General features: G+C 36.2%; 13 protein-coding genes. 2 read left to right on the top strand and 11 right to left on the bottom strand.

All coding sequences use genetic code 11. From position 1 onward, the window contains the following. Positions 1-62: 62 nt before the first annotated feature. Positions 63-194: a YpzI family protein gene (locus tag PY093_RS05705; RefSeq protein ID WP_275644912.1), complete on the top strand. Its 132-nt coding sequence runs from the start codon at positions 63-65 to the stop codon at positions 192-194. 106 nt (positions 195-300) lie between these two features. Here PY093_RS05705 and fni read toward each other — a convergent pair whose 3' ends face one another. From fni to prsW, 9 genes are all read right to left on the bottom strand, one after another. Beyond that, positions 301-1,365, bottom strand: a complete 1,065-nt coding sequence (gene fni / locus PY093_RS05700; RefSeq protein ID WP_275644911.1) for a type 2 isopentenyl-diphosphate Delta-isomerase — start codon at positions 1,363-1,365, stop codon at positions 301-303. Positions 1,366-1,377: 12 nt separating this feature from the next. Continuing rightward, the gene (rpsA, locus tag PY093_RS05695; protein WP_275644910.1) at positions 1,378-2,529 is read right to left on the bottom strand and encodes a 30S ribosomal protein S1; all 1,152 of its coding nucleotides are present in this window, start codon (positions 2,527-2,529) and stop codon (positions 1,378-1,380) included. Between the two features lie 300 nt (positions 2,530-2,829). Further along, positions 2,830-3,408: a lysophospholipid acyltransferase family protein gene (locus PY093_RS05690; protein ID WP_275644909.1), complete on the bottom strand. Its 579-nt coding sequence runs from the start codon at positions 3,406-3,408 to the stop codon at positions 2,830-2,832. Between the two features lie 6 nt (positions 3,409-3,414). Continuing rightward, entirely contained in the window at positions 3,415-4,086 is a 672-nt protein-coding gene (cmk, locus tag PY093_RS05685; protein ID WP_275644987.1) for a (d)CMP kinase, read from the bottom strand. A gap of 68 nt (positions 4,087-4,154) precedes the next feature. Beyond that, complete coding sequence (locus PY093_RS05680) at positions 4,155-4,337, bottom strand: YpfB family protein (protein WP_275644908.1); 183 nt, start codon at positions 4,335-4,337, stop codon at positions 4,155-4,157. A 74-nt stretch (positions 4,338-4,411) separates the two neighbouring features. After that, positions 4,412-5,074 (bottom strand): flagellar brake protein, encoded by a 663-nt coding sequence (locus tag PY093_RS05675; RefSeq protein ID WP_275644907.1) that lies wholly within the window; start codon positions 5,072-5,074, stop codon positions 4,412-4,414. Positions 5,075-5,239: 165 nt separating this feature from the next. Beyond that, positions 5,240-6,592 carry a germination protein YpeB gene (ypeB, locus tag PY093_RS05670; RefSeq protein ID WP_275644906.1) on the bottom strand — a complete coding sequence of 451 codons (1,353 nt, stop codon included), beginning with the start codon at positions 6,590-6,592 and terminating at the stop codon, positions 5,240-5,242. A 14-nt stretch (positions 6,593-6,606) separates the two neighbouring features. Continuing rightward, a complete protein-coding gene (gene sleB / locus PY093_RS05665; RefSeq protein WP_275644986.1) occupies positions 6,607-7,842 on the bottom strand; it encodes a spore cortex-lytic enzyme in 1,236 nt (411 codons plus the stop codon). A 286-nt stretch (positions 7,843-8,128) separates the two neighbouring features. Then, positions 8,129-8,767 carry a glutamic-type intramembrane protease PrsW gene (prsW, locus tag PY093_RS05660; protein WP_275644905.1) on the bottom strand — a complete coding sequence of 213 codons (639 nt, stop codon included), beginning with the start codon at positions 8,765-8,767 and terminating at the stop codon, positions 8,129-8,131. Positions 8,768-8,885: 118 nt separating this feature from the next. Here prsW and PY093_RS05655 point away from each other — a divergent pair, with 118 nt between their 5' ends. Beyond that, positions 8,886-9,857 (top strand): asparaginase, encoded by a 972-nt coding sequence (locus PY093_RS05655; RefSeq protein WP_275644904.1) that lies wholly within the window; start codon positions 8,886-8,888, stop codon positions 9,855-9,857. 129 nt (positions 9,858-9,986) lie between these two features. On the opposite strand, the gene PY093_RS05650 is transcribed toward PY093_RS05655, so the two are convergent. Together PY093_RS05650 and PY093_RS05645 are read right to left on the bottom strand one after the other, a co-directional pair. Then, positions 9,987-10,952, bottom strand: coding sequence for a YpdA family putative bacillithiol disulfide reductase (locus PY093_RS05650; RefSeq protein WP_275644985.1), 966 nt, complete (start codon positions 10,950-10,952; stop codon positions 9,987-9,989). Between the two features lie 311 nt (positions 10,953-11,263). Continuing rightward, positions 11,264-12,544 carry a Glu/Leu/Phe/Val family dehydrogenase gene (locus PY093_RS05645; protein ID WP_275644903.1) on the bottom strand — a complete coding sequence of 427 codons (1,281 nt, stop codon included), beginning with the start codon at positions 12,542-12,544 and terminating at the stop codon, positions 11,264-11,266. Between the last annotated feature and the right edge of the window lie 335 nt (positions 12,545-12,879).

The following is a 12,879-nucleotide window of genomic DNA, read 5'->3' as shown; positions in this document are numbered from 1 at the left end:
CTTTTTGCCCGTTAATCCGGGATACATTTGAGTTGTAGTACAAAAGGAGGGATTAATAGAAGATGGGACGAGATCGTCAGGAAAAAAAGTTAAGAGAAAATAAGCGTGTTGAATCTGACCGGAATCAATCACTAGACTATCCTGGTTCGACAAGATTAGAGAGTGCCAAAGAGTCGAGAGAAAGAAATAAATAGCAATTTCAACTATTTAGAAAAGGTTAAAAAAATAAATTTTAGACCCTCTGATTAGTTCCCATGTCGGAAACCTGAGAATCAGGTATAAAAAATTGAAAAAACGTCTCTACTTTAGAGACGTTTTTCTTCGGTTAAATTTAGTTGTATCTATCCCACGTTGTTGTAACCAATGGTAGGTATCTCCACTTATCACGATAGGTGCTTGCTGAAGTTCATTAATTGTTTTTCTACCCAATGCTGTCATTATCATTTTTAAATCGTCTTGAATTTGGGTGATTTTAACAATTAACTTTTCTTCACCTTCTGACAAAAGAATCTTTAAGAAATAGCCTGCAAACGCAGTAGCTGATGCACCTAATGAGATAGATTTAGCAATGTCCAAGGCACTTTGTAGACCACCTGAGCTTATTATAGGTAATGGATCCTGTACACTACTAACTTCCACAATGGATGCAGATGTTGTTATACCCCAATCATCAAAATAATCTAAGATATGACTACGTCGCTTATTTTCAATTGCAGAAAAATTTGTACCACCATAACCGCCTACGTCAATAATGGATACCCCACTATTTTTTAATTGTTCAGCTGTTTCTACACTTATACCAAAACCAACTTCCTTAATCATGACAGGAACTTCGATAGCTTTAACGATTGCCTCAATTCTTTTAAGAGCATTCGTAAAGCTTCTATCCCCTTCAGGCATGACCAATTCTTGTATAACATTCAAATGAATTTGAAGACCATTTGCTTCAATCATGTCAATAGCCTGCTTAGCATCATCAATCGTTGCCTCACTACCAAGATTAGCAAATATAATTCCATTTGGATTAGATTCTCTTACTATTTCATAGGTTGGACGCTCACTAGGGTCTTTTATTGCTGACATCTGTGAACCAACTGCCATACCAATCCCACATAAGTTCGCCACTCTTGCAAGTGCACCATTTATTCTACGCGTTTCTTCACCACCACCACCTGTCATAGCATTTATAAAAATGGGCGAACTTATATAAAGTTCGCCTATAACAGTTTGTAGATCGATGTCACTTACTGATACATTAGGTAAGCTTTGGTGAACAAAAGTTATATCAAGAAACCCATGAGCTCGACTTTGACCCGTTGAAATTGCATGTTGTATATGATCTAATTTTCGCTTTGCTCTGCTCACAATTTATCACCATTATTTTAGTTTATTTAGTTTATCTAATTTATCACCTATCATTTCACCAAGCTGAAAACCCGAAGGCTCATCTTGCTGTTGTTGATACTGGCTATAATCTTCTTGAGATGGATCTTCCTCTAAATCTTTAATACTTAGAGAAATACGTTGTTCTCCTTCATTTACTTCTAGGATCTTCACACTTACTTTTTGACCTACTTTTAACACTTCGCTAGGAGCGCCAATATGTTTATGCGAAATTTGGGAAATATGGACTAATCCTTCCACACCAGATAAAACCTCTACAAACGCACCGAATGGAACAAGGCGCCTTACTGTACCTTCAACAACATCTCCGCGTTTTAGTTTCTCAGAAATATTCGCCCATGGTCCAGGTAGTGTTTCCTTAACAGAAAGAGATATTCTTTCATTATCACGGTCAATTGAAAGAATCTTAACATTTACTTTTTGCCCTTCTTGCACTACGTCTGAAGGCTTTTCGACATGACTATGAGCTAACTGAGAAATATGAACAAGTCCATCAATGCCACCAATATCAACAAATGCCCCGAAATCAGTTAAACGTTGAACAGTTCCCTCAATAACAGTTCCAACTTTAATTAAGTCAAAAACTTGTTGTTTTTTGTTAGCTTGGTTTTGTTCTACCACAGCACGATGTGACAATATCACACGATTTTTATCTTTATCCAGTTCAACAACCTTAACCGTTAAGTTTCGGCCTTTGTATTCAGTAAAATCCTCCACAAAATGTGCCTCAACTAATGATGCGGGTATAAAACCTCTTACACCAAGGTCAACCACAAGTCCACCTTTTACTACATCTTTAACTTCAGTTTCAAAAACTTCTCCAGACTCGAACTTTTGCTCCAAGTTAGTCCAAGAAACATCAGCAAGTGCAGCCTTCTTTGATAGGATTAAAGCCTCTTCTTCAACCTTAATTACTTTTAGCTCTAACTCTTCACCTTCTACCACCACATCACTAGCTGCTTCTACATGTAGACTTGACAGTTCACTAATTGGAATGATGCCATCCAATTTACTATTCTCTATGCCTACTATTACTTGTTTTTCTTCAACCTTAGTCACTTTACCAGTTACGATTTCTCCAACTTCTAGGTCTCTAAATTCTACTTGATTCATGTCTTCAACCATTCCAATTCCTCCTTAAATCCCACCAACTTAACTACTGTCTTTTCCCTGAATTTTTATGTTATGTATGTGGTTATATTAATCACCTTTATGAAAATACCACTTTTTTAACACAAAAAAATTAATAGCATTTCCAAAATAGAACTACAATATTCAATCAATGAATTAACTTTTTCATTGTAGATGGTGGCTATTTGAATGGTAGCCATGTTGGTTTCTTATCTTAAAATAAAAAGTAAAAAATTCTCTTTTTACTAACTTCTAATAAATGCTACTTTTTGTCAAGGGAAAATTGCTAAACTATTAAAATTTTTCAATTAATTCGCCAATCGAATTCATAATTTTGTCTGTTGTTTCCTCAGCCGAAGCTTTTTGTTCGCGTAATGCTTCCATATCAATTGGTCTACCATAGACTACTTTTAATCTACCAAATAGCTTATATGGACCAATTATAGCACAGGGAATAACAGTAGCATTAGACCTAATAGCAAAAAAACCAGCACCAGCAAGCCCCTTACCTAATTTGCCATCTTTACTTCGTGTCCCCTCAGGGAAAAGGCCTAACACATTATTATCCTTTAGGACTTTTAACCCTTTACGAAGTGCTTCTCGATCACTCATTCCTCTTTTAACAGGAAAAGCATTCACTTTTGATACTATTTTTCCCATAACAGGAACATTAAAAAGCTCTTCCTTCGCCATAAAATGGATTGCCCGCGGGGATGTAATACCCACTATAAGCGGATCAAAATTCTCTATGTGATTTGAGCAAATTAATACTGAACCAGTTGAAGGTATATTTTCAGTCCCAATGACCTCTATTCTATAAAGAGGGGACAATGCAATAGAAACTACTCCTCTGGCAAAAGAATAAAAATTCATATAAGATCAGTTCCTTTCCTGGGCCAACTCGATAATACGTGTCACAACCTCATTAATTGATAATGAAGTTGTATCAATTTCAATTGCATCGCAAGCTTTACGTAATGGAGCTACTTCTCTTTCAGAATCTAGTTTATCGCGGATTCCTATTTCTTTCATAAGTACTTCTAGATTTGAATGAAAACCCTTTGATAAATTTTCCTCGTGGCGACGTTGTGCTCTCTTCTCAACTGAAGCAAGTAGGAACACTTTCACTTCAGCATTTGGCAATACATGCGTACCGATGTCTCTACCATCCATTACAACTCCACCACTACGTGCAAGTTGCTGTTGTCGTTTAACCATCTCTGCTCGAATTAACCGATGTTTTGCTACAATTGATACTGAATTAGTTACATCACCAGATCGTATTCGATCAGTTACATCCTCCTCATTTACAAACACTAATTGTCCATTTTTACCGGGCTTTAATTCAATATATGTAGAAGTAAGGACATTCATTAAAAGCTCTTCATTATTTAGGTCAACACCCTGTTGAAGTGCTTTATAAGTAAGAGCTCTATACATAGCTCCAGTATCAATATATATGTACGATAGTTTATCTGCTATTATTTTTGCTACAGTACTTTTACCAGCTGCGGCTGGACCATCTATAGCGATTGATATACTTTTTTTCATCATTCTCAATCCAATCTTTACCTCCTAAAAAACCTACCTCGATTTGACGCTATGGGAACCTATGAAGTTTATTGTTCCTCTAACATCGTTTCTATTGTTTTAACATATTTATTACCGTTGATTCCTTCATAATCCTGAATTTTTGTTAAATATGGAGTGAGTTCACTTTGCATAAGCAGCATTTGGGCAATAATTAAAAAAATAAACTGTACTATTGCAAGCTTTAACAGAATTCCTTCTAATCTTTTCATTCCAATCAACATCCTTTACCAAATTTAGACACTATAGTTATAGTATGTGAAAAAATTTGGGAAATTAACCAGGGCTATTGGGAAACACCTTTTTTCCGCTGGATTAGTTGACGTTCAAAACAGAACTTTATTAAATGTTGCCGCTTAATCTCATTAACTTCTGTAAACTGTAGGGATGCCTTATTCCTTTCACCGTTTTTACCTAGTACAATTCTAATAACCTTACTTTTTAGTTTCAAATATTGATATTCACCTGAAAGAAGTGGTATCACAAACCAAGTTAGAATTGATTGACCCGCACTCAAATTTGAATTTTTGGGAAGTATAATCGATGACCCCCCTGCACTGATATCATTTGTAACTGATACAAACGGAGTGAATTTCTTATTTTCGGAATGTACAGCAACATCAATCGCTGTATCTATTCGTACGTATTGTCTTCTTTGAACACGAATAAGATTTTCAATACCTGGATAAGCAAGAATTATCATCGGTATTGTTTGTTTATAACGACCTAACACACCTGTATCAAAGAGGTATACAGTATTATCCTTACCTACAAAAGAGGCCTTTAACTGGGTACCATCAATTAGAAAGACTGTACGACCAGTTTTGTCATTAATGGGATAATCAATATAAATTTTATTTGCCTTTTTTTCGACGACCCTACACCTGTATGATTCATCTTCAACATTATATTTTGGCTCAAGGGTGATCGTATCCCCTATTTTCAACAAAGTTAATCACTCTCTCCGCTATTATATATATTTACCTAAATATTTCTCATTAAGAGAAAGACCCCTACTATTTACGATGGTATCCTATACTAATATTAAATCATGGATTAAAAAAAAGGGAAAGCATTATTCGCCTTCCCTTGTCTTAGTACAACAATTACTTGTTTAAATTTGCTTATATAACGGCTCTGGATTTTTTAATTTCTCTACCTTTTCTTCGAAACCAGTTTCAGCATTAATGAAGATACGATAGGTATCGTTATCAATCGTACCTAAAAACTCATAACAAAGTACTTCTTCGCCAATATCATTAATAATTAGCGCTTTATAATCTTCCATAACAGTTAGGTTTGCATTCATCTTTTTCTTTGCTTCATCGATTGAAATTGTCGGATTTGGAATCTCTCTCTCTTGATGGGAAATTAAGTAATCTCTTGCCGAAAATCCACTAATTTTCCCATCATCTAACGCAACTTTCATCTTTATAGAATCTGGATACACTCTCACCCCGTTGATATTTGCTACAAATGTAAACACGGCCTCGTTATCATATTGAGCACTTTCATACAATACTTGATCATCAAACTTATGATCCTTGAGAAACTTTGCTGCTATAGTAGAAGCTTCGTTCAAACTTATTTTTTGGTCTTTAATCTCCCTATTTTGGAGCACCCAAATTGGATATCCACCTTTTTTTGTAATATCCATAAACGTTTCATTCTTCGCCTTAGGGTCATGGATAGATAAACTATAAAAACCATTGCTGGCACCTTCACCATTTTCAGCGACATTCATTTTAATCTCTTTTTTCAAGCCTAAGAATTTTCTAGCCACTTCTTTCGCTTCATTTTCATCTATTTCTTCACCTTCTAAATTCTTAAATTCGCCATCTCCACGTCCTTTTTGCATTACTGTCATCGTTTCTCCGAACTCTGATTCAGAATATGCAGCTACATTCTTTTCAACTGTTTCAAAACCATCAATTATTGTGTTATCTGCCTGTTTTTCACCAGAGGCTAACGCCAATTCTACATCCATCCAACGTAGGTTATTATCAATAACTAAATGTTGAACTGTTCTCAATTCCTTTTGAATTTCCGCAGAGTTTTTATACAGACTCTGCAAGGATTCATACTCCTTAGTTGTTAATGGTTCCTTCTCTAAATCTCGCACCGCTGCTCTATAACTAAAATCACCTATATTAGCCAGAAACTCTTCCGTTTTATTGAAAGGAAGTAACGTTAAAGGTAACTGACTTACATCTGAATGAGCCTCAGATGTGATTCTCCAAACTTCTGCAAGAGTTGGAGATAGTGAATCACGAGAACTCATTGCTAAAGTCGTTCCAATCTTATCGTTTAGTAAGTCAATTTGGTATGTTAAATCATGAAACGCACGTTGATAGTTATTTTCCGCCTGAATTAATACGGCATTTTTTTCTTGATGCTCTTTATAGCCCCAATAAGATGTTCCTATAACTCCTATTGTTAATATAGTAATAAAAATACCTCTTAGCATTATTATTCACCTTCCTATTTAGCGAAAATGTGCTTTCCGATCCTCTTGATTTGAGGTCTACCCCAAATCCATTTACTTGTTGCTGTATCCGGATTAAAGTAGTAAGTAGCATTTCCAGTTGGGTCATAACCATTAACAGCATCTAATACCGCTTTTTTTGCCTGTTCATTTGGAGTTAACCAAATTTGTCCATCTGCAACAGCAGTAAAAGCTAATGGTTCAAATATTACTCCTGATACTGTATTAGGGAATGTTGGACTATTGAGACGGTTCAAAATAACCGCTGCAATCGCAACCTGTCCAATATACTCTTCTCCTCTTGCTTCTCCATACACAGCATTCGCCATTAACTGGATATCATTTTGCGAAAACCCACCCGGCATATTGGCAGCAGTAGGACCTTGTTTTTCCTCTTGTTGCGGAGTCTCTGGCTGTTTTTTCTGGGCCTCGGGCTCTGGTTCTTGCTGTTGTTCCTGTGGTGGTTGCTGGTTCGTTTGGGGCTGCTGCTTTTGTTGTTCCTGGGTCTGCTCTTGATTTTGCTGACCTTGTTGCTGTGCCTGTTGCTGTCCTTTGTGCTCGTGCTGTTGCTGACCTTGTTGCTGTGCCTGTTGCTGTCCTTTGTGCTCGTGCTGTTGCTGACCTTGTTGCTGTCCTTTGTGCTCGTGCTGTTGTTGACCTTGTTGCTTGGTATGTTGGTGATTTTGTTGTTGCTGTCCTTGATTTTGTTCCCCTTCTTGCCCAGCCTGTTGCTTATTTTGCTGTTTTTGGCCTTGTCCTTGATGTTGTTGATCTTGCTGATTTTCCCCTTGGCCTTGCGCTTGGTATTGTTGTTCCTGCGCAATTTTCATTTTTTCAGCACTTTTCTTTGCTTTTTCAATTGTTTCTTGTGATGGTGCGGATTGTATTTTCCACGGGACACCACCATAATGCGTAAATCGGTTACCTTTTTTTAGGTTGTCATATACAAAAGGTTGATTATATTTTGTGGCTCTTATTAACATATCTTTTGTACTATGCCCTACTAAGCCATCTACTTCTGTTAAACCAAATGCTTTTTGAAAGTTTCGGACTGCCCAATAAGTGCTCCAACCATATACACCGTCAATTGTTCCATGATAATATCCATTATACTGGAGTCTTGATTGCAGCTCTATTACATCATCACCAGTCGCTCCTCTTTGGATGATTTGTTCTGAAAATGCATCTACTTTAGCTGCATTAAAACTTCCAAATATGACTGTTCCAAACATAACAATAATTATTGGGAACAATATGAACGTTTTAAAGTTCATTCTTATTTACCTCCCTAATAAAATTCTATATACACTTAATTGTATTTTCTGTAGAAGTTGGTATTTTATTCAGATTCTGAGAAATTTCATCCTGAGAAAATAAGAGAAGCGCAAGGCGCACGGAGCTAGACGTAGATAGACAGAGACACGAAGTTATACACAACCTTAAAATTTTATAAATTCCTAAACAACGAAAAAAGCCTGACAACGTGTCAGACCTAGATGATTGCTACCGAATGTATAGTTACTGTCTTGCTAATTTTACTTTTCTTAATCCAAACCACCATAAAAAAATCATAAATGGAAGCATATAAAATAACCACTTTTGCCTAGTAAGTAAGATATAATCATAAAAACCATGAAGGAGAAACGGTATAAATAAAGCAAGGAATACCCATTTTTTTTTAGCATCTTTACTTGATAGTTTTGCTTTCCCAAGATAAAATCCCATTATTACACCAAATAAAGCATGGCTTGATACTGGTAATAACGCCCTGCCAACTGCGAATTCGACACCGTTTGCTATTAAAAACAAGATGTTTTCTAAAGTTGCAAAACCCAATGATACAGATGCTCCATAGACAATCCCATCATAGTGTTCATCAAATTCAGAATGCTGATATACTGTGTAAAATAAAATAAACCATTTAAAAAACTCTTCTAATAATCCTGTAGAAATAAAAGCATTTAGTAAAGTTGATTGAAATACATTTTCCACTTCTAAAACATATTGAATAAACATAATTGGAAAAACTAGCATTGCACCAAAAACAAATATCCTAAAGACCATTGTAATGGGCTCTGAATCATATCTGTCTTTTAGATAAAAATAGCTTAGCAAAGCTAATCCTGGTGCAATACCAGCTGAAATGACCCCCAACATAAGTGATCCTCATTTCTTTCTATTTTTTTTTATCGTAACATGATATTGTTAAATTGAAAACGACTTATAAGATTTAAAAATAGAGGGTTTTGTATATTTTGGAAGGAGTTATTACACCATGAAAAAAATACTTATTATTCATACTGGCGGAACTATATCGATGAAGGAAGATAAAATAACTGGAGCTGTGGCGCCGGATAAAGAAAATCCGCTTCATGGTACAACTTTGTCTATGTCAAATATAGCTAATATCGTAGTTGAAGAACTATTTCACTTACCATCACCCCATATTACACCACAAGAAATGCAAATGTTAAGACAGCGAATTGAAGATGGAATAAGGTTTGATAATATAGAAGGTGCGGTTATTACTCACGGGACAGATACACTTGAAGAAACAGCTTATTATCTTGATCTAACAGTTCAATCTGATATACCGATTGTTGTGACTGGTGCAATGAGATCTAGTAATGAGTTAGGAGCGGACGGGCCTTATAACCTTATATCAGCTGTGAAAGTAGCCGCTAGCGATGATGCTAAGGGGAAGGGAGTCCTAGTCGTATTAAATGATGAAATACATACAGCAAAAAATGTCACGAAAACTCACACAAGTAATATTGCAACCTTTCAAAGCCCACAATATGGACCATTAGGAATTGTTACAAAACGAGGTGTTTCGTTTCATCATACCCCTGTGCAAAGAGAAACCTATAATATAAAATCTGTAACAAAAAATGTCCTACTTTTAAAAGCCTATGCTGGTATGGACAATCTGATTCTTCAAGCTATCCGGACTATCCCGTTTAACGGACTTATAATTGAGGCGTTAGGACAAGGTAACCTCCCTCCAAGTATGGTTAGTGGAATAAAAAGTCTTATTGAAAATGGAATTCCAGTTGTATTAGTATCTAGATGCTTTAACGGATTTGTTCAAGATGTTTATAGCTATGATGGAGGAGGAAAACAACTAAAAGAACTTGGAGTTATTTTATCAAATGGACTAAACGGACAAAAGGCTAGAATTAAGCTCCTAATTAGCTTGGAGGAAACAACGGATCTTGCTGAATTACAACTTCTATTTTCAAAATAATCCTAATTCAAGTAAAGATAAGTACTAAAAAGTGAAACTGCAATTAGGGGAGTCTTACCGCACTTTTAAGGTGGGATAAATAAACATGGCTCATGCGACCATTTGACAATTGAGCCATGTAAGTTCCCCTTAATTATTCTGTCTTAACGAGTCTGCAATTAATTGACCGTGGAACCTTCCGTTTTCAATAAAAATTTCATTGGCATTATTTCCTGCAGCTATAACTCCTGCTATAAATATTCCTTTAATGTTTGTTTCCATTGTTTCTTGGTTATAAACAGGACGCCCTGTACTTTCCTCTGTTAGCACCCCGACTTTTTTAAGAAAGTTATGATCAGGGTGATAACCTGTCATAGCAAACACAAAGTCATTCTTGATTTGTTTTTCACTTTCTTCCACGCTATAAATAACTGATTCATCGGTTATCTTCTTAACATTTGCTTCAAATACCATTTTTATTGAATCATTTCGAACATGCGCTTCAAATTCTGGTAAAATCCAGGGCTTAATACTCTGTGAATACTCGGATCCTCTATACAATACAGTTACCCTTGCACCTACTTTTGCTAACTCTAAGGCAGCATCAATACTAGAGTTTTTTCCACCGATAACAACGACATCCTTGTTAAAATACGGATGTGCTTCCTTGAAATAATGTGACACCTTTTCTAGTTCCTCACCAATGATATTCATATAATTTGGGTGGTCATAGTACCCCGTAGCGATAACAATATAGTTAGCTTCATATTTTTTTTTAGTTGTTTCGACAATAAATGTCCCTTTACCATTTCTATCAATCGAGGTAACTTTTTCAAATGCATTGATTCGAAGTTCCTTTCTCTTGGCAACTTCCCGGTAATAAGCGAGTGCTTGATTTCTTACAGGCTTCCTATTCTCTGTAATAAAAGGCACATCACCAATTTCTAGTTTCTCACTTGAACTGAAAAAGGTTTGATGTGTTGGATAGTTAAATATAGCATTAACGATATTTCCCTTTTCGATAACTAAAGGTTTGTATCCCTTTGCTTCAAGTGCAATCGCTGCAGAAAGTCCACAAGGACCTCCCCCGACTATGATAACCTCTTCTTTTTGCAACATTTCCACTCCCTACAATACAATAACCTGTATCATTGTTTAATTGTCACCCTAGACAACCAAAATCTCCTATCATAAAATGATAGGAGATTTCATTCAAAGATGCAAATAAAGTGAACCTTAAAATAGTGGGTTACCTTCATCCCAACTGATTGTATGTTGAACTTATAATGCTAGGGAGCCATGCACGTCCTGTGTTTCGTCGGACCTTTATGGGCAGTTAATCCCCCACCTAAACATCATAGAATCCCTAAAAGTTTTGAGGCGGCGGTCATATTGCCCCTTAAGTGTGGGATAAAACAGAATATCTATTAAATCCAACCTCTAAAGCGAGAGGCTTCTGCCATTTTTCTAACACCAACCATGTAAGCTGCAAGGCGCATATTAACACGACGGTTGCGCGATGTATCATAAATGTTATTGAATGACTTAACCATAACCTTCTCAAGCTTTTCTTCGACTTCTTCTTCAGTCCAATAATACCCTTGGTTATTTTGAACCCACTCGAAGTATGATACTGTTACCCCACCAGCACTAGCTAATACATCCGGGACTAAAAGTATTCCACGTTCTGTTAGGATTTCAGTTGCTTCCAATGTTGTTGGACCATTGGCCGCTTCAACTACAATACTTGCTTTAATGTTATGGGCATTTTCTTCAGTGATTTGATTTTCAATGGCCGCAGGAACTAAAATATCACAATCAAGCTCAAGTAGCTCTTTATTCGTTATTGTATTATTAAATAATTTAGTTACAGTTCCAAAGCTATCACGACGATCTAGTAAATAATCAATATCTAAACCATTCTCGTCATGTAAACCACCATATGCATCTGAAATACCAATTACTTTAGCACCAGCATCATGCATAAATTTAGCAAGGAAGCTTCCTGCATTACCAAACCCTTGGACTACAACTCTTGCCCCCTCAAGTTGGATACCTAATTTCGCAGCTGCTTCACGGATACATATTGTCACACCTTTGGCTGTAGCAGACTCACGACCGTGTGATCCACCCAGTACTAATGGTTTTCCTGTAATGAAACCTGGAGAATTAAACTCATCAATTCGGCTATACTCATCCATCATCCATGCCATAATTTGTGAGTTTGTAAAGACATCTGGTGCAGGAATGTCTTTCGTAGGTCCAACGATTTGACTTATTGCACGTACATAGCCACGGCTTAGTCTTTCAAGCTCACGGAAAGACATATCTCGAGGATCACACACGATACCACCTTTACCCCCACCATAAGGCAAATCAACAATACCACATTTTAAGCTCATCCAAATTGAAAGAGCCTTTACTTCTTTTTCTGTAACATTTGGATGGAAACGTATGCCACCCTTTGTCGGACCAACTGCATCATTATGTTGGGCACGATAGCCAGTAAATATTGTAACTGAACCGTCATCCATTCGAATAGGAATCTTTACGGTCATCATTCGAATAGGTTCTTTTAGTAATTCATACACTTCCTCAGGATACCCTAGTTTTTCTAATGCTTTATGTATGACTGTTTGAGTTGATTTAAGGACATCTAGTTTATCATGATTGTTTTGTGTACTATCGGTATTCTTATCGGCTACCATTTGTAAACCTCCCAAAAATTTTCACTGGTAATGTAGTATAAGGCGACAAAATAGGAATAAAACTCAACACTTATTACCTAGCTTTTCACTAAAATAAAAAAACCTAAGTATGTATATTACTTACTTTATTTGTATGAAAACACACCATTTTATTCATACAACAATTTAACAGGATACCCAAATACAACCATTATACAGACGCTGCCTCACCTTTTATCATTTGAGACGGTGGCAAGAAGCACTGCCATATTGGTTTATTATTATTTAAAATCTAATGCTAATTATATGAATGAAAGAATCAAATAAACGTAATGGACATAACCTCTCTTATTTGA

This window comes from Cytobacillus sp. S13-E01, from assembly GCF_029193815.1.
GTDB lineage: Bacteria > Bacillota > Bacilli > Bacillales > Bacillaceae_L > Bacillus_BV.
This window is presented reverse-complemented; position numbering and strand designations above follow the sequence as displayed.